The following is a 21,951-nucleotide window of genomic DNA, read 5'->3' on the forward strand; positions in this document are numbered from 1 at the left end:
GAAAGTAAAAAGCGCGAAGGGAGATTAACATGTTGCAAATTTTTGATATTCGGCAGAAGCCGGACGTGCTGCAAGAAGCAGTGCAGTATTTCTGGAAACAATGGGGTTCGGAATCAAGCTTCCACTTCTATCGGGATTGTATAGAGCGTTCTGTGGAGACAGATAGTGATGTACCAAGGTTTTATGTGATGCTGGACGGAGACCGAATTATCGGTGGGTACGCTTTGTTACGAAGTGATCTGAATAGCAGGCAGGATCTCTTTCCCTGGTTTGCATGTCTTCATGTTGATCCAGAATATCGGGGCCGAAACCTGGGTGGACAACTCCAGACCCATGCATTGAATGAGGTGAAAACAAAGGGGTATGACAAGCTGTATTTATGTACTGATCTGACCGATTATTATGAAAAAAATAACTGGGCCTATATCGGTAAAGGATATCTACTTGATGATGAAGAGACGAGAATCTATGAATATAAGATTTGACGAAATCATTTTTCATTATTTCGAAGATACCGAGTATACCTTGGAAGCCGTTCCATTTGGCTTGACGAATACGACCAAAATTCTTGAAATACATGGACAGAGGTTTATCGTTCGTATCTACAACAGACATCTCAAAACGATGGATGGTATTGAACTTGAATGTAAAGTGACAGCGTTCCTTGAAAGCACTCATTCCTCGTTTCAGGTCCCTCGCTTTCATAGGACAATAGATGGCCAAAACTATTTAATATTAGAAGATGGGACGCTTGCGGCTATTACTACCTTTCTAGAAGGTACTGTACCCCAATTGTCTAGCGTAGACAAATCTAAGAAGTTTGGGCAGCTGGTGGGTGAGTTTTCGACACGAATGCAAGGGTTCCCAATAGGCAAGCAAGTTTACAGGGGAATTTCATTTACTAAAGTGTACGAAATTCATCCGTTAGCTAATCGTCAATCGATTAAGGTTTTTTATGAAAATCTACCTTTTGAATTATCAGTTGCAAGGGTTACCTTTTATCAGAAAATGATCACAGAAATTAAGAGTTCTAATCTGCAGTTAGAGATATTACCACAACAGTTGGTTCATCATGATTTGTTGATTTATAATTTGCTCGCTGAAAATGAGAAGATCACATGCGTACTGGATTTTGATTTTATGGGTATGGATGCTGCGTTTATGGAATTCACAATTAGCTTTAACCATGTGGTTCAGGAATCCCAAGGATCAATGGAAATGATTGAGTCCTTTATTCAGGGGTATGGTCGTGAACGCAAGCATTCAGTGCTTGAGTTCGGTTATCTCCCTTTACTTACAAAAATCTATTATATAGCAGTACTTCATTTCTATATTGGTCAGCATTATGCCGGAGCAACGATTGAACACAACTTCACGTTTATGATTGAACAGTTTGAGAGGAACATGAATTGGCTGGAAAAGCATAATCTTAGCATTCAAGAGTTGCTTAATAGATACTTGATCTGATTACACGTTAGATAAATAATTCCTGAGCTGTCGTTTTAGGAGGAATGATCCTATGATCACCGAGATTAATAAACAGGAGTTTCACAAAGTAAAACATCTCACGGATTCGTGTCAGAATATTGAAGTCAAGGCGGTGTCGTCTGGTTTGAACCCGGGACGGATCTATGTAGATGATGCAGAGAATATCACAGCAGCATTAATTTGGATACATGGACAATCTGGTTTTCAGTTGATCGGAGATTCTCGAAGTGAACCCTTTCTGAATGAATTGAAAGAGTACATGCGGGAACGTATTGAACCTGAATTATTGAACTTACATATTCATGCTGTGGAAATTGGTGTGGTGGATGAAGCTTGGGAAGATGTTCTTCAACATATCTCCGGGAAAAGAGATATCTCCAGTGATATTCAGCATGTATTCAAGTTGAATCCAAATTCGATAAGTCAGCAAGTACATCTCGACATATGTGCTTCACAGGACGAGGAAGTCAGAATTCTCAGGATAGATCAAGTACTATTAGGAGAGAAAAGATATAACAATTCTCCATTCCTGAAAGATAAAATCTCTCACTTTTGGACGACAAGAGATGATTTTTTACAACATGGATTTGGCTACGTTATAGTGCATAACGATGATATCGCGAGTGTTTGCCTGTCGGCATTTACTGCAAATCAGACACATGCGGTTGATATTGAAACGCTTGAAGACTATAGAAGAAAAAATTATGGTGCGATGGTGGCAAAAGCGTTTGTAGAAGAGTGCAACCGCGTAGGCATACATCCATATTGGGATTGTTCCCCGGACAATACGGGTTCAATCCGTCTGGCTCAGGGTGTTGGTATGTCACTGGATTTTAACTATAGAGTCTACTGGTATGACCTCTCTATTTGATGGGAGATCAGATATGAAGGAGGATATGTTGTGAGCGACTCATTACAGGATCAGATTCAATTTCTCATTGAGATTGATAAACTCAAAACGATTGAACGAAAGACGAGAATTATGCATGGTGATAGACTTGAAAATGATGCAGAGCATTCCTGGCATCTGGCGATGATGGCCTTGGTTTTGCAGAGTCATGCCAACAAGGATGTGGATATCCTCAAAGTTATTAAGATGCTTCTCGTTCATGATCTGGTTGAGATCGATGCCGGAGATACATTCGCTTACGATACGGTGGGACACACGGATAAATATGATCGTGAACTCAAAGCAGCTCATCGGCTGTTTGGTATGTTGCCTAAGGCACAGGCTGAAGAACTACTCCAGTTATGGTTGGAATTTGAAGCAAAACAGACGCCTGAAGCGCAATTTGCCTCCTCTCTTGATCGATTGCAGCCTATTATCCACAACCATCAGAATGAGGGAGATACATGGCAGAAATATAACATTACAAGTGATCAGGTGTTAAACAGAAACCGTGAGATTGCGAACGGTTCCGAAACATTGTGGGAGTATGCGCAGCAGCTTATTCAGAAATCTGTGGATCAGGGAATCTTGACCAAATCATAAGGATACGTTTTAACGTATGCATTTCGAAGATGGAGGAGTATAATGACGCAGGACTTTTATTGTGATGAGGTGTTAAGTGGTAAAACGCAAGTCAAAGTTGTGATGGAAACAAAGAACGTTATGGCTTATCATCACACTCGGCCATACTACAAGCATCACATTGTTGTAATTCCCAAGATACATATTCAGTCCTTCATTTCAGAAGAGGAAGAGAATAATGATGAGCTGCTTATTGAAATGATGCGGGTCATTAAAAAAGTAGCTGCTGACATGTTAGCTCAGACAGGCTCATCAAAGATTATAACTAACCTGGGCAGTTATCAGGACTCGAAGCATCAACATTGGCATATAGTCAGTGGTGAACGAACTTAGAAAAATGTATGCCGGATTATAAAACTTCCACCTTTCTAACGTTCACCATCTCATACTCGAACAGAATTATCATTTTTCTCTCAGTGTTTTATCTTTTCTATTCTAGTATGATTAACGCATCAATCCAGTAAAGAGAGGGTTAATGACATGGATGCTTTTTTAGAGCAAATTAACGAGTTAAACGAGCTTCAGAAAGACTTGGTCAGCATACATCCTTTGTTTGCAGAACATTATCCAGTGGTTGTCGCCTATGAAGCTTTATTATATATCTATGATTATTCGTCCAAGACACAGCAATATGAGTGGATAAAAACGGTACCGGACGATTTATATATTCCAGATGAATGTCTTGCTGCGATCCCGGTGCATCATATGAACGGACGAATGTGTGCGATCGTAACGGATACAGCGTTCAAAGATCTGGAGCAGAAAGTCTATCTATTCCATGAATATGTTCATTGCTATGTATATGAGAAATATGATGAGCGGATCGTTAACCGTCTCCAGATTAAGCATAAAATGGACCAACTGAAGCGCGTAACATGGGAACTGGATTATGAGTTTCCCTATGAAAATGAAGTCGTTGTGGAACGGATTAACTCATTGTTGTCTGCTTTGAAGAGTAAAGACCTGACACAAGTACAGACAGCTAGAAAGGCGCTGTTCCGTTCATTAAATGAAGAACAAGCCGAGTATTGGAGCTGGTTGGAGTGGAACGAGGGTTACGCGCGTTATATTGAGAATCTGATTCGGGAAAAATTTGGGCAGGAAAGCAATCATTTTGGAGATACTGCTCCGTTTAATCGTCTAGTATTCTATGAATGTGGATCGGAATATATTAGTCTGCTTATGAAGGAGCACCCGGAGTACCATACGGATCTGGAGCAGCTGTTTGATCGAATGCAAGTGGAGAGAATACAGGGTTAGTCACGCATCTACGGTGAAAAAAGGTGGAACATAGCGAAGTCTCACTATTCCAGTGATCTGTACGTTGCACCAGTAGGTTATATCGTTTCTTTTTCTAAGTATAGTAGAATACTTCCCGATAAAAGGAGATTAACTCTATGCCGTTACCTATGGTTCATCTCAATATTGCTAATCTGATTGCAGACTCGCTGCAAATACAGACTGATCGAGGTTCATTCTATCTGGGGAATACCGCCCCGGATTCCATACATATGCGCGAAGGTACAACCAGAGATGATAAGGAATACACCCATTTCAATCCAAAGGATGAAGGAGATTACACTGGACGAATCAAGGAACTCTACTCATCTTATATAAAACAACGTACCGATGAAGGATGGAAGTGGTTTGTTCGTGGGTACTTTATGCATGTGATGACAGACTATTACTGGTTCCGGAGTGTGCATCCTGAATTCGTCGAACGGGTCAACAAGGTAGATCAACATACAGGCAGGAGCAGATCGAAGGATGAACTGGCGCGTTTATACTATCAGGAGACGGACCAGATTGATTTCAATCTCTATCAAGGTTCAAGTTGGAGCGAAGAGGTATGGCAGGTGCTCAACAGTTCACCGGGTTATGACATGACGGATCGTTTAACTGCTGATGAGATTGTACGCTGGCGGGACCACACGTTTTCTTTTCTGAATGGGGAAGAACCGGGAATTACTCCTGAGTTCATTACGGGTGAGAGAGTTCAGGTATTTGTGGAAGAGAACGTAGAGCGACTGATCTCTCTGTTGTCTTCATGGGACCCGGAGTTACGTAACTTGATATGAATATAGATAGTTAGTGCAGTTGAATTATTTCATTATATACTGTATTTATTACTTCTCTACTCATTACTAGTTTATTTAATACTAAGTCAGGGAGGCACGCAGTGTGGTGAAATATGTAGGAGTGTTGCTCGTATTTGTCATTGCCACGTTCATTGCAGGGTGCAGTCAACCGAATGAATCGAACGCGGAAGAAGGGCTTCCTGTACTGATCACTTTAACGTGTAATCCCAACCTTGCCTCGGAACCATGCCAAGATGTTGAGTTTGATCGATCTGATGAGATACGGATCATGATGGAGGCCATACATAAGGCTGAGCGTTTGCCCGGCATTCTCGATTATGGTACACAGTACGACATGAGCATAACAAATACGGACAGCTCGATAACACGGTATGATTTTTCATTAGGAATGGACCCCAAGATGCAAGGCTTGTTAGTAAACCATGACGACACGCATACTGGATATAGCATATCCCTTGAGGATTCAAATCAACTAAGAAGGCTGATTCAGCGACGTACAGATTAAGAAGGTATATGGAACGGAGAAGAACCTGTGGATGACAAAATTACCATTGAACCATTGACGCAATCAGATGCAGAGGGAGCGTATCGGGTATTCGAGACAACGATCCCCGCAGCATTTAATCAGGAGGGCATAGGCTCGCTTCTGGATGATATTCAGGATGAGATAACACACAAAAAAGCGATGATTTACACCGCATTGCAAGCAAAGGACAATATAGAATCAAGTGTATTTTTCCTCGTCGCCAAAATGGGAGATGTTATTGTAGGCACAATCTCGTATGGACCGTGTGGTAAGGAGATTCGAGAATGTACAGAGGGCCGGCTGAACGGTATCGGAGAACTGGGTAGCCTGTATGTGTTGCCCGAGGTTCAAGGACAGGGGGTTGGTTCGGCGCTCATTCTCGCACTGATTACTGAACTGCAACGGCTGGGAATTCAGCAATTCTGTCTGGATAGCGGTTACCAGATCGCACAGAAGAAGTGGCAACGCAAATTCGGTGAACCCTATGTGGTGGCGAACAACTATTGGGGCGAAGGAACAGACCATATGGTGTGGTTGTGTGAAGTACAGGATTTTTATAGTAAAATGAAATGAACAAAAGAGATGACGACCTGTATTGTATAGGGGTCATCTCTTTATCTTTTTGCATCGATCGTGAACGATTGTTCGTACAGTGTATCATGTGTGTTTTTATGTACCCGAGGAAAAAAGGAGTGAACATATGTCAATACAGTGGAATATACCCGAGCAAAGGCTTTCCCCTCATGCGGTAAACTTGTGGAGAATTAGCGCCATCATATGGAATGTAATAGGTTTCCTGATCCTTGCCATACTGTTAATACTCGACTCAATCTATGGATGGAAAACGTGGATTGGTTGGATTTTGTGGGGGGTTACGGCCATATCTGTGCTCTATGCGGTGTGGGATATTTTCATCCAGCCTGCATGGTTATACAAGCATTGGTACTATGATGTGAATGAGGAGTTCCTGCAACTGAAGCGTGGGGCGCTAACCAAGGTACATCAGATCATCCCCATGGCGAAAGTGCAATCGGTTACCACAAATCAGGGACCTTTAATGCGAAAATATGGACTCTATTCCGTATCGGTTGGCACGATGGGTTCATCGCATGAAATCCCCGCATTGCCAGAGGAAGTCGCGTTTGCACTCCGTCATCAGATTGCATCCTATGCCCGTATTAATGAGGTGGATGAATGATCGATATGAAGCGACATCATCCATTAACCATGCTGTGGAGCTTGTGGAAACGGGTAAAGAATTGGTTCGCCATCGTCCTTTTTTTGTTTGTTTTCCGTCAAGGCTCGGAGTCCCAATGGATATTCTATGGAAGAATCGCTTTTTATGTAGGTGTCTCCATTAGCATCCTGTCCATTATCCTGAGGTGGTTCACCTCGCGTTATGCAGCAGACGATACAGCCTTTCATATCTATAGTGGTGTGTTTAACCGTACCCGAAGAACGATACCTTATACGAAGGTCCAGAATGTGAATCGTCATACAACGCTGTTTCATCGTTTGTTCAGGGTGACGTCGATTCGATTCGAGACTGGAATTAAGGGAGAAGATGCTACCTTTCAGTTACACGTTGTTTCACTTTCCGAAGCGGAACAGCTGGAGAAAATTGTAGCAGGTCATATGGCTGAAGAAGCAGAAACAGCAGGAGCAACAGAGGAAGATGATACGTTGGATGCGGTTCAGGCTATGGAAGAGGGAGAGGCGCAATCTGAACCTTTTATAACTGATGAAGTCATGTCTCTGTCTGCAAAAGAAAAACAGGAACGGGTTGTTCATTATCATTCCACCCGCAAGGACATATTCAAAGCATCCTTTACCTCGCTTAGTTTTCTCGTACTGATTCCGGTCCTGGCTACGCTGTATTCCTGGGTGAAGGACTTCTTCCCTGATGAAGAAGTAACGGAAAGTTTGTTATTAACCTGGCTTGATTCCTGGTGGATTGCCGGTTTGTTGATTTTAGTTTTATTGATCATATCTATTGCTCTGGGCATAGTCAGAACCTTCGTAAAGTATGGCAATTTCCAGATCACCTCGGATGCCAAGCGGATCTATATCTCGAAGGGCATGATGGAGCAAACGTCATTTTCAATCCTGAAAGAGCGAGTCCAGGCTGTGAAAATTACACAGTCGCCAATGAAAAGGTTGCTTGGACTAGCGGAAGTAGAACTGACCACTGCAGGTAGTCTGGGGGAATCCGAGCAGGAGGTAAACTCGCTCTATCCCTTCTTGCCGGTGAAGCAAGCTTATACCCTGATTGAGGAGATCCTGCCATCCTATCGGGTTACGCAGGAGATGGAAAAACTTCCACGAATATCACTATGGCTGCGCCTGCTCAAACCAAGTTGGGGATGGATCATGATCACGGGTTTATTGTGGTATTTCAAAACATTGGTGTTTGGGCAGAAACATGCTTGGTGGATGATTTCCGCGCTTCTGCTTGTGTGGATTGCAACATGCAGAGTGATGGACTTTTTCCATACCCGATACATTCTGCATCAGAATTTCATTCAACTTCGAACCGGTGCGCTCACTTCAACACTTTTCATCTCCAAACGTGAGAAAGTCATCGAAGTGCAGATCACCCGTAATGTGTTACAGCGTTGGTTCGGTGTGGCTTCTGTTCATACGGTGAACCGTGCCAAACCAGTACTGCATCATCGGGCACATGACATTTCCCTGGATACGGCGAAATCATTTCAATCATGGTACATGGGTCGTACCCAAGATGTTCAGACCCGTTAATTGCAAGAGCAAGTGCAGGAAGACCAAACAAGGTTATTCTGTACTTGCTCTTTTTAAATTGAAGATAGAGGAGGAAGGACAATATGATTAGAGCTGTATTCTTTGATGTGGACGGTACATTGCTGAGCGAAATAGATCGGAGTTTATCACCGCGTACAGCTGAGTCGATCCCGGAGTTGATTCGTAAAGGCGTTCAAGTCGTACTCGTTACAGGCAGGCCTTTATGAGAATGTACAGATGAAAAAGATGAAGGATATGCCAATTGTGGATTTTCATGTAGAATGATATAGCACGTATTAAACCCTAAAGCATAGGGTGTTGATCGAAGGGTGACTTATGAAAAAGGTTGTTATCGTAATCCTGTCTCTTGTCGTACTTGTTGGTGTATCCTCTTCCGCTTATGCTCATCCAGGCAGACTGGATAAGAACGGTGGACATAACTGTTCAGCCAAATCCAAACAAAAGGGTCTGTGCACGGGTTATCACTATCACAAAAAGAAAAAATGAGAATGAGCTTTACAAGATAAACCCGGCCATCATTCAATGTATGGTTGGGTTTGCATGTGTACCATTGATTTAAAATGATGGAGGCGGTTACACCATGCAGATACAGGAGATATCGGTATGGAATCATGACGATTTAGTGGAGATGCTGGCCGAAAGCTCCAGTGAGGGGTTCAGACATATCGAGCGATTAATCCATGAATATGAGACAGGAATTAATACATTCGAGCAAGAAGATGAAGCGCTTTTTGAATGCAGAGTGACCGATAAGGTTGTTGGGATCTGCGGTTTGAACAGAGATCCTTATTCTGAGGTGACTGATATCGGAAGAATTCGCAGGTTTTATGTGATGAGAGAATTTCGAAGACATGGGGTTGGGCGCAGGCTGATGGATGCGGTTATTCAAAAAGCGGAAAATCATTACGCTCGACTGGTTCTGTACACGGATCAACCGGTTGCTGGATCTTTTTATCGCGAATTGGGATTTAGAGAAGTGACGAGTATGGAGAAGATAACGCATGCACTGGAATTGGGGGAGAAGGAAGATGGATCATATTAAAGCGGTTATTTTTGATTTGGACAATACAATTCTGAACAGAACGATGACCTTTGACGGCTTCACGCAGCGTTTAATCAAGACCTATTTTGGTCACCTTGAGTCAACCGAAGATATAAGTAAACGAATCATTGAACTCGACCAGGATGGTTATAAGGATAAACCCCTTCTGTTCAACGAGTTGCTGCATGAACTGCCTTGGGCAGGGCATCCGCCGCATGCAGAACTGATGGAGTTCTATGGCAGAGAGTATGTGCGAAGTTCAGTTCTGATGGAACAGGCGCGAGAAGTCGTTCAGCATCTGCGGGGGAAATACCAAACCGGGTTAATCACCAATGGGCAGACCGATATTCAGTATGGAAAAATCGATCAACTCGGTATCCGGGAGGATTACGACCATATTATTGTTTCAGAAGAGGCAGGAGTCAAAAAGCCCGATCCACGCATATTTCAGCTTGCGCTTGATCATTTCGGTCTAAGCCCAGAGCAATGTATCTACATTGGCGATCATCCGGTGAACGATATTGAGGGAGCAGCAAGCGTAGGCATGAGCACCATCTGGATGAAGGTCAACCAGCCGTGGCAGGACAGCATTACGTCGGGTCCTTTACATACGATTGAACATCTAAGTGAGTTAAAGAAACTGCTTTAGAAGACTCTTATATAAGTAAAATTTAATATCATAGTCTGGAAAGCGAGGAACATACATATGGAGATTAGACAGATGGCTACAGCGTTTTTGAGCAATGACTCAGACATGCTGATGATGAAGAAGGCGGGTAGCAGATTGTTTGATTTTGAATTCTGGGGGGCATTGGCGGACATCTGGAACAAGGGGAACTGAACAAACCCATGACTGCCAGCTATCGGGAGATTGAAGAAGAGACAGGGTTCACGCAAGAGGATGTCGAACACTTTCGGCTTCGATATATTCTGTTGGAGGTTAACGGTGGTGAGATTTGGCAGCAGTTTATATATTTCGGAGAGACCACGCATCGACATTTTGTGCCCTCGGATGAAGGCGAGTTATTCTGGATACCGCTGGATGAGGTACTGGACTTGCATTCGTCTATTCTAATCAAAGCAACGCTCAGGCACTATTTACAACATCCGGGAGCAGAGGACATCTGGATTGGCAACGTTCAGAGCGGAACAGACCTAAAGGGCACTCCACAGGTAATATGGAACAAAATGCAGGAAACAAAATCATTTGAGCCAAAGGGGGTTAGCAATAATGTTGAAATATAGAATGGAAAGAAAAAAATGGAGATGGATAAATTACCTGTTGATCACTGTACTGATTGCTATAATTCTTCCGAGTAGTCATGTAGAGGCAGCCAGCACGATTACAGTGAAAACGAAGGTCCAATATTACAAAGGACAGCCATACATACATCTAACAGGTGGTAAGAAATCTGTGACGGATAAGCTGAACAAGACATTTAAACTTCACGCAGTGAAAGCAGCTCGCCTGGACAAAGAAGAAAAGAAATCAAACAAAAATTATTTCTACATTACCATGGCCAGTGTAAAATACAATGCAAAGGAAAAGTTATCTGTGGTATATGAAGATCATGTGTACACTGGCGGAGCACATGGAATGGATGCGACAAAATCATATAACTATGATTTAAGAACGGGGAAAGAACTGAAGCTAAGCGAGTATGTTAAAGATGATAATCAGATGGAGAAGGTAGAGAAATCAATCTCCAACAGTCTATTAGCCATGTTTAATGCAGGAGTTTCAATTTTCGAAGAAAATATTTATGATTTTCAGCTTGATCAAACTTCTCAATTCTTTTTATATGATGAAGGCATCGTCATCCGATTCCATCCTTATGAGGTTGCACCCTACGCTAAAGGATTTGTAGATATCAAAGTCCCGTTCAGTAAATTCACCCAATAGATTTTTTGCAATAAAAGGCATGATTCAGTTCAATGAGATCATGCCTTTTTCTATCCGTCCAACGCAGACTTCCTATGGTGTGTGGAAAAGGGTTACCTTGCATTCAGAATGGAAATCTGATTTCTGGTATCACACCTTAACGCTCAACATATTCGCTATTCAGGCTGACCGTAGCGGAGTGTAAATGCTATGGCAGCCTGAACGAGCGAACCAGTTTAATTTTGCATAGGGCAGTGGTGGTAGTTATGGGTTGTTGGAAGAAACTGATTTCATCAGACTACGCAGTAATAATTCGATCTTTCGTTTTTCTGTTCCGATGTTCTATAGCCTCCTCATAATCCCCGATCAGTGTATCAAAAATATGCTCCCACGACCGCTGCTCAGCCAGCTTTCTGCCTTCCAGTCCCATTATCCTCAATTGGTTCCCGTGATTTCCCCAGAGACATATCTCCCGAATCAGTGCATCAGCCTGACCAGGCTCGAATAACACACCGTTGCGGTTGTGGGATATCAGATCCTTTACACCTCCGGCATTGGCCGCCACCACAGGAAGTCCTGAAGCCATCGCTTCCAGTACCACATTGCCAAATGTCTCCGTAGAGGAAGGAAACACAAACAGATCTGCCGAAGCATACATAAAAGCAAGTTCTTCGCCATGCATATAGCCTGTAAAGGTGACATTGGGTGGGGATTGCAGACGCATTCTCGGGAGAGATGGGCCGTCGCCAACGATAATCCAGTGAACACGGGACTGCATTTCCTGGGGCAGCTGCTGCATGGTAGTCGTGAGTGTAGCGATATCTTTTTCCGGGGCAATGCGTCCAACGTAGAGTAAAATAAGGGGAGCGGTGATGTGGTATCGTTCACGGATATCCGAGCTGCGTTTATCAGGGGAATACAGGTTGCAATCAATCCCGCGAGACCAAAGTTTCAGACGCTGAATGCCTTGGGCTTGAAGGGTGTTTAACGTTTCCTGCGATGGAGTTAGGGTTGCTTCACAGGCACGGTGGAACCACTGGATATACTTCCAGTAGAGAGGAATCATACTTTTCAACCGGTAGTATTCGAGATAACGATCGAAGTGGGTATGGTAGGAGACCACATGGGGAAGATGGTGTTTGAGCGCATACCTCAGACCAAGCAATCCCATATTAAAAGGTGTGGCGATATGCAGCAGATCGGGTTGAAAGGTTTGTAGTTGCTTGTGGGTGTCTGTTCTGTTGGGTAGAGCAATGCGGCATTCGGGATACAGAAAAAAAGGGATGTTGGCAACCGATCGGACTTGAGTCTCATGGCTTCCTTCAATGACGGAGTTCGGAGTAAACAGCAGATGTTCAATTCTTCTGCGGTTCAGATGGTTACTCAAGCGGTGGAGCGTGCCAGCAACACCATTGGTTTCCGGAAGATAGGTGTCTGTGAACAAGGCCAGGCGCATCATTACCCCTCCCAAGACTCGTGATGACAAGATCATAACAGCGGAACATTTTCCAGAGGTCAAGTGCACGTTAACTTGACGATATTCCCTGTAAATTTGTTAAAAGGATAAACTATACAAACTTCCATAAGTTCAACTTGTATAGCGTATTCTGCTATGATGGAATAACGTGTCGGCGTATATATAGCCAGAGAGATACAGGAGGCAGAGAAAGATGAACAAGTTACAAGAAGAATTGCAGGAGTTGTTACCACTTGATCAGCTTGAAGAAATGTCAGGTGAAGAAGTGGTGGGGAGTGTTGCCATGGACCTTTATCGGGCTGAATTTGCGACGATTCGAGAAAGTGGGCAGGAACTTCCGCAAGTATTGCGAGATATCATTCTGATCATCGATCTGGATACCGAGCTGTCCATGAACGGGGTGACTGGTTTCCTTGAGAATGCCAGCGGACAGTATCTCGGTGAGACAATAGCGGCGATGGAGCGGATCGGCAATGATGCAGATGCTGTGATCCTGAAGAAAATAGAACAGATGTTGTCCGAGAGCGGCGTAACGCACGGGCAATTACGAGATAATGTGAATGGCCTGTCCGAAGATGACATCACGACAAGCCTGCAAATACACGGGGAACAGATTCATGAGGTATTGCAGCAGATTGAACTGGAAGCCGCGAATTTGAGCATGCAATCGGATAACGAAGAAAGCTTTGACCTGCTGTATCAATATGTGGATGAAAATAAAGATCGTCTAAAACAGGAGATGCAGCACGTTTTGTCTAATTGAGTGGGAAGAGATCTTGTATAAAGAAATCCTTCACAACATTATTTGAGGAGGCAAAATGACAAGCATGAATAAACGATTAGCGATGGAATCCTTTTTGGTTACCTTGTTATTCATCATCGGTTTTGTAGCTTGGAATATCGTTCAAGGCATGGTCATGACCATGAATTATGTACCTGATCTGATGAACACCACTTCTTCGGGTACCCCATTGCAATCCAAGATTGCTTTTGGATCCATTGTTCAGTGGGATACAACATCCATAATCATGGCTGTTGCCGGATTCGTTTTGCTCACCGCAGTATATTACGGTCTTCGATTAAGAATGCAGCGCTGGACACAGCGTTCCTGAAGGTTTGTCCGCATGAGCTCCATGACTGTCCCAAGTACTTAAGCTGTCTTTGCATGGGGAGAACTTCGAAGCCTTATTACTCCGAAAATCAAAAACCGTCCTTCATCAGAACTGTCTGATAGAGGACGGTTTTTATTTGTTACACAAACTATAGATTAGATATGTTTGGATATAACTTCTTCCAATCCTTGAGCGACAGAATGTGCACCCCGCTCCAGATGTCTTTCATACAGATGCAGGCGGACGAAACTTTCATCCGTGCCCATCGCTTCCGAGAACATTCCACTGAGTCCACGAGCGCGGCGATCGATCTGTAATAACAGCTCCAGCGAATCGCCCATGGGATAGAACATGACTTCCAACTCATCCAGATGCCCACGGAATTTGTTTGTTGGTACAAATTCAAATTCCTGTACAAATGGCAGATTTCCGCCCAACTTTGGTGCATAGTCATTGGTGACTTCACGTAGTTTGAAACCAAGGATATCAATTGCATCGAGCACGGTGTTCATGTCTTTGCTAGGAACAACATGCAGTCTGTCCCGGTCTGAGGGGTCTACAGCACTTGAAATATCGAGGCCCGTTTCTACCCATACCTCTGCACGATGCAGTGTAATAGGCAGATTTTCTGGCAGGTCAAATGAGAAGTCTTTCTCCAATTTGGCTCCAGGCTGTAATGTGAAACCTTCGGTGAGCAGATATTTGGCTATAACGGCTGTCTCTTTTACTTTGCGATCATCGCGCTCCCGTATGTAATGGGTTTTAATTGAAAGATAGATTCGATCTACATTCTGTTCCACATCTCCACCTTCAATGTACACAACCCCCGAGATGATTCCTCCAGGTGTGACCTCAGGTGTATGCAATTCTGTATTCACTTTGGCTGCTCCAACACCTACACTGGCTAACATTTTCTTAAAAAATGACATGCGCTCAACCTCCAGATCAGATGGTTTATTATATGGGATACATACGGCTTCGACCTTAATACGGAAGCTGGAAGAGAAGCGTTTCATATTTTAATAAAGATATATCACATATCCAAACAGGAGAATCGACTTACCTATGTCGAATGTTAGAATAAAGGGAATTTTTGTCAGGAGATGAAGCCGATTGAACACAGAATTTTCAGAACAGAAATATGGTGAAACGGGTGTCAAAACCAGCTTCGAGCAGATGGAGAATGGGGAACAAAAATATAAAATGATAGCAGAAGATGGCAGTTATTATTGTAGAACCGTTGCTTCTTCCCAGGGAGCATGGCAAAACAGTCATGTACATATCAATCTAACGGAGTTTTATGTGGTGCAAACCGGCTGGATTGCGTATGCCAGTTATGGAGACGATCAGATGTTTTCGATTCGAGTGATGCGTGCAGGAGAGCACATTATTGTCCAACCTGGAATCCACCATAATATATACATGTCTGCACATAGCGCGATACATACAATCAAGCATGGATTGAATGCCTCCAGTGATTGGACGGCATCCCCTGAGTTGGATAGGTTAACTCAATCTTTAACTGAGAAGGAACTACTCCAGAAGTAAGATTAACCAGACGGGAGGATCAGATAGATGCGTAAACATACAATATTTTGGATTACGGGAATAACGATAATCCTCTTGGTGACTCTGCTCATATACAGCTATGTTATTCCAAGTGTGAGTGCTCAGGATGTTGTGATGGCAGGCACAATCAGGCAGATTGATACGGATGTAGTCGAGGTAGAGTTAGAGATAACGCGAAAAAGAGAAGACAAGGATCAACATATGGTGTATCCCGTTGTTCCTGGATGGGAAGGGGTCACATTCACTGAAGAACAAGATGATGCGTGGTACATGCCTTCGTCTGTTGGCAGCTCCTATCTTGATCAAGTCATTCTGGAAAAGTATCTGAAGGCGCAGGGGAAAACCATGAAATCAGCTGATAATCTGATAGGATTTGCGATACCTGATGAGATAGGGAGTTACAAGTTGCGGTTAACGCTCAGATCTTCGGATGGAACGACTCAACCGCTTGAGAATCCCATGGTGTATTATGTTCACAACGAGCATTTGTTAGGAAAGGATCTGAGTTGGGTTACGGGTGAGAATCTGGAGATCAATAAGGAGTAATCAGAATGATGAATGTATATGAATCGAATGAAATCACCGTACGTTTCTTGGAAACAGAAGATGAACACCATCTGGTGGAGTGGCTGTCAGACCCGGAAGTTCTTCAATACTATGAAGGGCGTGATCGGCCGCATGACCTGGAGCATGTGAGAGAACATTTTTACAATCAGGATGATGCTGCTACTCGTTGTATCGTTGAGCACGAAGGGAATCCGATTGGATACATTCAGTTCTATGAGCTTGAGGAAGAAGAGCGAACGGAGTATGGTTATGGAGATACGGATGAGATCATCTATGGAACGGATCAGTTTATTGGTGAGGTAGACTACTGGAATAAAGGCATTGGTACACAGTTGATGCAATCCATGCTGGCTTATCTGATTAATGAACAACAAGCCCGTAAAGTGGTTATGGACCCTCAATCCTGGAACTTGCGAGCGATATCCTGTTATGAGAAATGTGGTTTCCAAAAGATTAAGCTATTGGAGAAACATGAGCAGCATGAAGGACAGATGCGAAACTGTTGGCTTATGGAATATGCTCCTTAGATAATACTGAAAGTTATTTTGAATCATATAAACAAGGAGGAATGGTGGATGGATGAAAGATTTCCGATAGGACCATTTGTACACACGGGTGAAGTTACTTTGGCACAACGGGAGAAGTGGATTCAGGACATTGCTGAGTTGCCTGAACACGCACGAGAAGCGGTAAAGGGACTAAGTGAAGAGCAATTAAGTCTGCCGTATCGAGAAGGTGGATGGATGCTCAAACAGGTCATTCACCACATGGCAGACAGCCATATGAATAGTATGATTCGTTTCAAGTTGGCACTGACAGAGGATACACCAACGATTCGGCCTTATTATGAAGAGCGCTGGGCTGAATTGAGTGATTCAAGAGACCTGGATGTTGAATTCTCGCTTCAGATTCTGGATGCGCTCCATCGTCGTTGGGTGTTTCTGTTAAACGCGCTGACAGATGCAGATTATGCCAAACAATTGTATCATCCCTCATCAGAAGAAACGACAAGACTGGATTATAATCTGGGCATGTATGCTTGGCATGGCAAACACCATGTTGCTCACATCACATCGCTTCGGGATAGACTGGGAATATAGCAAGGAGAAATATCTTTTTAAGGAGGATTTATCATTGACTGTACATATCAGACTATTAAATGAGAGTGATCCTGTAATCATATCAAAGGCATTCCAGGAGCAGGGGTGGGGGAGATCCCCTGAGCAGTATCTTCATTACTTGGCTGAACAACAGAATGGGGAACGCGTAACCTTGGTAGCCGAGTTGAATGGAGAATTTGCCGGATACGTGAATGTATTGTGGAATTCCAGCTACCCGTCTTTCAGGGAACAAGGCATTCCCGAAATTAACGATTTTAATGTACTAATGAAGTTCCAGCGCCAAGGTATTGGTTCACGGTTGATGGACCGAGCAGAGGAAGTTATTCTGGAACGAACGGATGTAGCAGGCATTGGTGTAGGTGTGTTTTCCGATTATGGCAAAGCGCAAGTTCTATATGCCCATCGCGGATATATACCGGACGGTCATGGTGTCCACAGACACGATCATTACATTCAGCCAGGTGAAGAAACAGTTATGGACGACGATGTTGTGCTTTATCTTACGAAGAAGTTAAAAGCCGCTCAATAAGTCTAATGTTTACTTAGTACTTGCAAAGAAATATGATAAAAAAAGCTGTCCTGCATGTTATACTCTATTGGAATTTGAGGAATGATAAGCAGGTTGTTGAGAGATTAGATGATCAGAGGAGTGATTGATCCATGTTTAGCAAAGTCGGCCAGGTTATGTTGTATGTCAATAATCAAGATGAATCACTGGCTTTTTGGACTGAAGTCGCTGGATTCCACATTGTGGATGAAGTAAACCTTGACGAGGGCATGAGATGGATTGAGATCGCGCCTACCCCAGACTCCCAGACGAGCATTATCCTCCATGACAAAGAGACTGTGGAGCGGATGTCGGCGGGTGTAAATCTGGGCACACCTTCGTTAATGTTCTTCACCGAAAATCTGGATCAATTATATGCCGACTTGGCTAGTAAACATGTAACGGTTGGAGAGATTGTCGAGATGCCAACGGGGCGTGTTTTCAACTTTGCGGATAATGAAGGGAATTACTTTGCAGTCTTGGAACGGGCGAATTAAATTACAACTCAATACCGCTACGATTATAAGCGATCGACATTCATGTCGATCGTTTTTTTTGTTGGGAATAAGCTTATGTTTTGGAGGAGAAAAGCACAAGAAAAATAGAGAACTGCTGGGTAAAAATGTTATAATAGAGTGTGACTGATTTAACGAAAGTGTTGAGAATGAACAGAGTCGGAAATGAAGGTTTGAATGGAGTATTGAAGGAGGACTGTGTTTGTGGAAAAGACGATTAAAAGTGTACAGGATCTATATGATATGCTCGATGCGGACTTCAGATCTGCCAAGCAATTTTGGGAGCCTTTCTATGAGGATCGGAATAGACCAATCCCCTTTTTTCTAAACAAACCGGATGAGAATCTCGTAGCGCATATGAACGAAGGTGTGCTGGCAGGCGGCAAGGCACTGGAACTGGGTTGTGGCCCGGGCAGAAATGCGTTGTATCTGACCCGCCAAGGATATCAGGTAGATGCTTATGATCTTTCCGAGACAGCGATAGCCTGGGCTAAGGAAAGGGCTGCAGAAGAGCAACTGGACGTGCATTTTGAATGTCGCTCCGTGTTCGAACTGGCCCCGGAGCAAGAATATGATCTTGTCTACGACTCGGGTTGTCTGCACCATCTGTTACCACATCAGCGTATTCCCTACATAGAGAGGGTCCACAATGCACTCCGGCCTGGAGGATACTTTGGAATGACTTGTTTTGCTCCTGGTTATGGCGATATTGGTGGGCCAGAGATCGTCATGAATGATTGGCAGGTGTATCAAGAGAAGTCGATGCGAGGCGGTCTTGCGTTCACGGAGGAGAAGCTTCGCTACATGTTGGAAGATGGCTTTGAATGTGTGGAGTTCCGTGCAATGAAGGCGATGGAGCAGCATGAACCGTGTTTTGGTGTACCTTTTCTGTGGGCCACGTTGTGGAGAAAGAAAAACTCGTAAGAGCAGGGGAATAACATGCATTGAAAATAGAGGAGGAGTGGTATCGGAATGGGAACAGAAACAGGAAGAAGACACTTTATCATTACAGGCACATCCAAAGGGATCGGTTTACAACTTGCAGAGTTATTATTGGCTAAGGGGGATTACGTTTACGGTATTTCACGCGGGGGTTCGGATCTGTTGGAATCAGGGGAGGAATGGAGCGAGCGTTACCGTCATGTTCAGTATGATCTTGCCGACCTGAATGGGATCAATGATTTGATTACACGTGTATTGAGCCAAATTCCGTCTCAGGAAGCCGATTTCATTGGACTTATTAATAACGCAGCGATGCTGGAGCCTCTAAGACCTATCGATCAGTGCAGTGCGGCAGAGATAAGTCAAAGTCTCAACATCAGTCTAGCAGCACCAATGATATTAAGTTCATCTTTTATTCAACAAACAAATCACCTGTCCGCCAGACGTAAAATTGTTAATCTCTCATCGGGTTCGGGAAGTTATCCCGCGCCTTCAATGGCAGTGTACTGTACATCCAAGGCAGGTATGAACATGTTCACCCAATGCGTATCTCTGGAGCAAACGGGCCAACAGAACCCTGTTGAGATTATTGCTTTTGATCCGGGGATGGTCGATACGGAATTACAGGCTGTTGCACGAGGCAAAAGTGCAGAGGAGTTCGCCCTTGCGGGTATGTTCAATCAAGTATATGAAGCAGGACAATTAAGATCGCCACGAGACGTAGCGATGCAGTTAATCGAGCGAATGGACGCACAGAGTGATGCAAGCCATGTTATACACACTGTTGAGAGCTAATTGATATACGTGTTTCGGCTTGTTTTCTTTACGAAGTATGGTTACCTTTTGATATAAGCCCAACTTCCCTGTACACTGGAATCAGCGATCGAAAGAACGATTTGTAATGGTAAAGGTGATCCTGCAACAACGGAGTCTAATTACCTTATTCAACCTTAGAAGATCAGAAACGTGGTGAAGTCTCTTGTTTAAAATTATGCTCATTGAAGACGACGAGTCGTTATTCAGTGAAATCAAGGAACGTTTGTCCCAATGGTCGTATGACGTGTATGGTGTGCAGGACTTTGGCAAGGTATTGCAGGAGTACAGCGTAATTCAGCCGCAACTGGTTATTATTGATATTCAGTTACCCCAATATGACGGGTTCCATTGGTGCCGGATCATTCGTTCGCACTCCAATGTGCCGATTATCTTTTTGTCCTCACGGGATCATCCTGCGGATATGGTCATGTCCATGCATTTGGGTGCAGACGATTTTATCCAGAAGCCTTTTCACTTCGATGTATTGATTGCCAAGATCCAAGCGACTTTGCGGAGGGTGTACAACTATAATACAGAGCATATTGAACTTCGAACCTGGCGCGGTGCTGCTATTGAATATGTGAAAAATACACTGACCTGCGGGGATGAATCTGTTCTGTTAACCAAAAATGAGATGTTCATCCTTAAAGTGCTGGTCGAGCACAAAAATCAGATTGTTACTCGTGAGGAACTCATCCGGAGCTTGTGGGATCATGAGCATTTTGTGAGTGACAATACGCTGACGGTTAACGTTAATCGCTTACGGAAGAAACTTGAACCCATCGGCTTGGAGCGTTACATTGAAACCAAAGTAGGTCAGGGGTACATGGCAACGGAAGAGGCAGAAGCATGATCGGAAAGTACATACGAGAAAGGGCTAGTTGGTTATGGCTACTGGTAAGCATGCAACTTATTATTTTATTGGTGGCCTACCTGGACTCGTCCATTCCATTCCAATCTGTGGGGTATATCGTAGGACTGAATGTGGTGGTATGTCTTGTTTTTATCTGGGCGAGATACCTGAAAGAGACCCGTTTCTATAAAAAATTGAGCATCTGGGATCATAGCTATGATCTAAGAGAACTCGATATCGCCGAAAGTCCATATGAGCAGATTGTACATGAGGCGGTCAGTTCCCAGACACAGCGCTATCGTAAGGAGTCGTCACATCATTTTATCGCTCTGGAACAGGAGAAGGACGAGATGTTGTCCTGGATTCATGAGGTGAAGACCCCACTGACTGCGTTGCAACTGATGATCGAGCGCTTGCCAGATGACAAGTTACAGAGCCAAATGACATATGAATGGTTACGAATTCATCAGTTGCTGGATCAGCAGCTTCATCATAAGCGGATTCCGTTTATGCATAATGATCTGTTCATCGAAGAGACGGAACTTGAACCGGTATTGAATAGCGAGATACGAGCGCTGAAATCGTGGTGCATTTCCAAAGGCATTGGCTTTGATGTGTCTTTAATGGTATCGTGTGTGCTCACAGACAGCAAATGGTTAGGTTTCATTCTCCGGCAATTGTTGAGCAATGCGGTGAAATATAGCGATTCATCGGACATCCTCATTGAAAGTCGGGAACAGGATGGACACATCATACTCATGATTCAGGATCACGGGCGAGGGGTTGAGACTCAAGATCTGCCGCGTATATTTGATAAAGGATTTACGTCCACCCGAGGCAGAATGGATGGGGCGGCTACCGGGATGGGACTATATTTGGTTCGTCAAGTGGTCCAGACGCTTCATATGAACATTCATGTAGAATCTTCTCTTGGCGAGGGCACAATCGTCACACTTACTTTTCCACGAAAAAACGACATGGTGCATCTTGCAGGCGTGTGACAACAATGTCACATGCTTTTTGGTTTTGTTCGGTGAATCACACGATAACACTGCACATTCCGCCTATGATATAGACATGAGCATT

General features: G+C 43.7%; 31 protein-coding genes and 1 pseudogene. 30 read left to right on the plus strand and 2 right to left on the minus strand.

Features of this window, described 5'->3' with window-relative positions; all coding sequences use genetic code 11:
* Positions 1 to 29: 29 nt before the first annotated feature.
* The 18 genes and pseudogenes from MHB85_RS08170 (at position 30) to MHB85_RS08255 (ending at position 11,367) form a co-directional block, all read left to right on the plus strand.
* Complete coding sequence (locus tag MHB85_RS08170; protein WP_192134536.1) at positions 30 to 485, plus strand: GNAT family N-acetyltransferase; 456 nt, start codon at positions 30 to 32, stop codon at positions 483 to 485.
* Positions 469 to 1,467 (plus strand): phosphotransferase, encoded by a 999-nt coding sequence (locus MHB85_RS08175; RefSeq protein ID WP_192134538.1) that lies wholly within the window; start codon positions 469 to 471, stop codon positions 1,465 to 1,467. Before MHB85_RS08170 ends, MHB85_RS08175 begins: the two co-directional genes overlap by 17 nt.
* Positions 1,468 to 1,519: 52 nt before the next feature.
* A complete protein-coding gene (locus MHB85_RS08180) occupies positions 1,520 to 2,359 on the plus strand; it encodes a GNAT family N-acetyltransferase (protein WP_192134540.1) in 840 nt (279 codons plus the stop codon).
* Positions 2,360 to 2,389: 30 nt separating this feature from the next.
* On the plus strand, positions 2,390 to 2,980 hold the full coding sequence (locus MHB85_RS08185) for an HD domain-containing protein (RefSeq protein ID WP_192134542.1): 591 nt from the start codon (positions 2,390 to 2,392) through the stop codon (positions 2,978 to 2,980).
* Between the two features lie 42 nt (positions 2,981 to 3,022).
* Entirely contained in the window at positions 3,023 to 3,352 is a 330-nt protein-coding gene (locus tag MHB85_RS08190) for an HIT domain-containing protein (RefSeq protein ID WP_179198453.1), read from the plus strand.
* Between the two features lie 147 nt (positions 3,353 to 3,499).
* Positions 3,500 to 4,279, plus strand: a complete 780-nt coding sequence (locus tag MHB85_RS08195) for a hypothetical protein (protein ID WP_341072756.1) — start codon at positions 3,500 to 3,502, stop codon at positions 4,277 to 4,279.
* A gap of 137 nt (positions 4,280 to 4,416) precedes the next feature.
* The gene (locus tag MHB85_RS08200; RefSeq protein ID WP_341072757.1) at positions 4,417 to 5,097 is read left to right on the plus strand and encodes a zinc dependent phospholipase C family protein; all 681 of its coding nucleotides are present in this window, start codon (positions 4,417 to 4,419) and stop codon (positions 5,095 to 5,097) included.
* Between the two features lie 106 nt (positions 5,098 to 5,203).
* Positions 5,204 to 5,623 (plus strand): hypothetical protein, encoded by a 420-nt coding sequence (locus MHB85_RS08205; protein WP_341072758.1) that lies wholly within the window; start codon positions 5,204 to 5,206, stop codon positions 5,621 to 5,623.
* A 27-nt stretch (positions 5,624 to 5,650) separates the two neighbouring features.
* Positions 5,651 to 6,217: a GNAT family N-acetyltransferase gene (locus tag MHB85_RS08210; RefSeq protein WP_341072759.1), complete on the plus strand. Its 567-nt coding sequence runs from the start codon at positions 5,651 to 5,653 to the stop codon at positions 6,215 to 6,217.
* A gap of 127 nt (positions 6,218 to 6,344) precedes the next feature.
* Complete coding sequence (locus MHB85_RS08215; RefSeq protein WP_341072761.1) at positions 6,345 to 6,842, plus strand: PH domain-containing protein; 498 nt, start codon at positions 6,345 to 6,347, stop codon at positions 6,840 to 6,842.
* On the plus strand, positions 6,839 to 8,401 hold the full coding sequence (locus MHB85_RS08220; protein WP_341072763.1) for a PH domain-containing protein: 1,563 nt from the start codon (positions 6,839 to 6,841) through the stop codon (positions 8,399 to 8,401). Before MHB85_RS08215 ends, MHB85_RS08220 begins: the two co-directional genes overlap by 4 nt.
* Before the next feature lie 83 nt (positions 8,402 to 8,484).
* Positions 8,485 to 8,622, plus strand: a pseudogene (locus MHB85_RS08225) (HAD family hydrolase); the annotation flags it as partial.
* Positions 8,623 to 8,737: 115 nt separating this feature from the next.
* Positions 8,738 to 8,908 carry a YHYH domain-containing protein gene (locus MHB85_RS08230; RefSeq protein ID WP_094030640.1) on the plus strand — a complete coding sequence of 57 codons (171 nt, stop codon included), beginning with the start codon at positions 8,738 to 8,740 and terminating at the stop codon, positions 8,906 to 8,908.
* 94 nt (positions 8,909 to 9,002) lie between these two features.
* Complete coding sequence (locus tag MHB85_RS08235) at positions 9,003 to 9,464, plus strand: GNAT family N-acetyltransferase (protein WP_091014977.1); 462 nt, start codon at positions 9,003 to 9,005, stop codon at positions 9,462 to 9,464.
* Positions 9,451 to 10,113 (plus strand): HAD family hydrolase, encoded by a 663-nt coding sequence (locus MHB85_RS08240; RefSeq protein WP_341072764.1) that lies wholly within the window; start codon positions 9,451 to 9,453, stop codon positions 10,111 to 10,113. Before MHB85_RS08235 ends, MHB85_RS08240 begins: the two co-directional genes overlap by 14 nt.
* Before the next feature lie 57 nt (positions 10,114 to 10,170).
* Positions 10,171 to 10,305, plus strand: a complete 135-nt coding sequence (locus MHB85_RS08245) for a hypothetical protein (protein WP_341072765.1) — start codon at positions 10,171 to 10,173, stop codon at positions 10,303 to 10,305.
* 8 nt (positions 10,306 to 10,313) lie between these two features.
* The gene (locus MHB85_RS08250; protein ID WP_341072766.1) at positions 10,314 to 10,709 is read left to right on the plus strand and encodes an NUDIX domain-containing protein; all 396 of its coding nucleotides are present in this window, start codon (positions 10,314 to 10,316) and stop codon (positions 10,707 to 10,709) included.
* Positions 10,696 to 11,367 carry a DUF3298 and DUF4163 domain-containing protein gene (locus MHB85_RS08255; RefSeq protein WP_341072767.1) on the plus strand — a complete coding sequence of 224 codons (672 nt, stop codon included), beginning with the start codon at positions 10,696 to 10,698 and terminating at the stop codon, positions 11,365 to 11,367. The genes MHB85_RS08250 and MHB85_RS08255 overlap by 14 nt, the downstream gene beginning before the upstream one ends.
* A gap of 277 nt (positions 11,368 to 11,644) precedes the next feature.
* On the opposite strand, the gene MHB85_RS08260 is transcribed toward MHB85_RS08255, so the two are convergent.
* Positions 11,645 to 12,805, minus strand: coding sequence for a glycosyltransferase family 4 protein (locus MHB85_RS08260; protein ID WP_341072769.1), 1,161 nt, complete (start codon positions 12,803 to 12,805; stop codon positions 11,645 to 11,647).
* 211 nt (positions 12,806 to 13,016) lie between these two features.
* On the opposite strand from MHB85_RS08260, the gene MHB85_RS08265 reads away from it, so the two are divergent.
* Together MHB85_RS08265 and MHB85_RS08270 are read left to right on the plus strand one after the other, a co-directional pair.
* On the plus strand, positions 13,017 to 13,586 hold the full coding sequence (locus MHB85_RS08265; protein ID WP_105597881.1) for a DMP19 family protein: 570 nt from the start codon (positions 13,017 to 13,019) through the stop codon (positions 13,584 to 13,586).
* A 64-nt stretch (positions 13,587 to 13,650) separates the two neighbouring features.
* Complete coding sequence (locus tag MHB85_RS08270) at positions 13,651 to 13,935, plus strand: hypothetical protein (RefSeq protein ID WP_146117062.1); 285 nt, start codon at positions 13,651 to 13,653, stop codon at positions 13,933 to 13,935.
* Positions 13,936 to 14,090: 155 nt separating this feature from the next.
* Here MHB85_RS08270 and MHB85_RS08275 read toward each other — a convergent pair whose 3' ends face one another.
* A complete protein-coding gene (locus tag MHB85_RS08275; RefSeq protein WP_091014960.1) occupies positions 14,091 to 14,864 on the minus strand; it encodes a sporulation protein in 774 nt (257 codons plus the stop codon).
* 184 nt (positions 14,865 to 15,048) lie between these two features.
* Here MHB85_RS08275 and MHB85_RS08280 point away from each other — a divergent pair, with 184 nt between their 5' ends.
* From MHB85_RS08280 to MHB85_RS08325, 10 genes are all read left to right on the plus strand, one after another.
* Positions 15,049 to 15,483: a hypothetical protein gene (locus tag MHB85_RS08280; protein WP_105597883.1), complete on the plus strand. Its 435-nt coding sequence runs from the start codon at positions 15,049 to 15,051 to the stop codon at positions 15,481 to 15,483.
* 27 nt (positions 15,484 to 15,510) lie between these two features.
* Positions 15,511 to 16,050: a hypothetical protein gene (locus MHB85_RS08285; RefSeq protein ID WP_105597884.1), complete on the plus strand. Its 540-nt coding sequence runs from the start codon at positions 15,511 to 15,513 to the stop codon at positions 16,048 to 16,050.
* A gap of 8 nt (positions 16,051 to 16,058) precedes the next feature.
* Positions 16,059 to 16,598, plus strand: coding sequence for a GNAT family N-acetyltransferase (locus tag MHB85_RS08290; RefSeq protein WP_105598442.1), 540 nt, complete (start codon positions 16,059 to 16,061; stop codon positions 16,596 to 16,598).
* A 48-nt stretch (positions 16,599 to 16,646) separates the two neighbouring features.
* Positions 16,647 to 17,171, plus strand: coding sequence for a YfiT family bacillithiol transferase (locus MHB85_RS08295; RefSeq protein WP_105597885.1), 525 nt, complete (start codon positions 16,647 to 16,649; stop codon positions 17,169 to 17,171).
* Positions 17,172 to 17,205: 34 nt separating this feature from the next.
* On the plus strand, positions 17,206 to 17,721 hold the full coding sequence (locus MHB85_RS08300; RefSeq protein ID WP_105597886.1) for a GNAT family N-acetyltransferase: 516 nt from the start codon (positions 17,206 to 17,208) through the stop codon (positions 17,719 to 17,721).
* Between the two features lie 131 nt (positions 17,722 to 17,852).
* A complete protein-coding gene (locus MHB85_RS08305) occupies positions 17,853 to 18,236 on the plus strand; it encodes a VOC family protein (protein ID WP_091014950.1) in 384 nt (127 codons plus the stop codon).
* Between the two features lie 222 nt (positions 18,237 to 18,458).
* Complete coding sequence (locus MHB85_RS08310; protein ID WP_105597887.1) at positions 18,459 to 19,178, plus strand: class I SAM-dependent methyltransferase; 720 nt, start codon at positions 18,459 to 18,461, stop codon at positions 19,176 to 19,178.
* A 48-nt stretch (positions 19,179 to 19,226) separates the two neighbouring features.
* On the plus strand, positions 19,227 to 19,991 hold the full coding sequence (locus MHB85_RS08315; RefSeq protein WP_091014947.1) for an SDR family NAD(P)-dependent oxidoreductase: 765 nt from the start codon (positions 19,227 to 19,229) through the stop codon (positions 19,989 to 19,991).
* 184 nt (positions 19,992 to 20,175) lie between these two features.
* Positions 20,176 to 20,865 carry a response regulator transcription factor gene (locus MHB85_RS08320; RefSeq protein ID WP_105597888.1) on the plus strand — a complete coding sequence of 230 codons (690 nt, stop codon included), beginning with the start codon at positions 20,176 to 20,178 and terminating at the stop codon, positions 20,863 to 20,865.
* On the plus strand, positions 20,862 to 21,866 hold the full coding sequence (locus MHB85_RS08325; RefSeq protein ID WP_105597889.1) for a sensor histidine kinase: 1,005 nt from the start codon (positions 20,862 to 20,864) through the stop codon (positions 21,864 to 21,866). The genes MHB85_RS08320 and MHB85_RS08325 overlap by 4 nt, the downstream gene beginning before the upstream one ends.
* Positions 21,867 to 21,951: the final 85 nt, after the last annotated feature.

This window comes from Paenibacillus sp. FSL K6-4396 (assembly GCF_038002525.1).
GTDB classification, from domain to species: domain Bacteria; phylum Bacillota; class Bacilli; order Paenibacillales; family Paenibacillaceae; genus Paenibacillus; species Paenibacillus amylolyticus_B.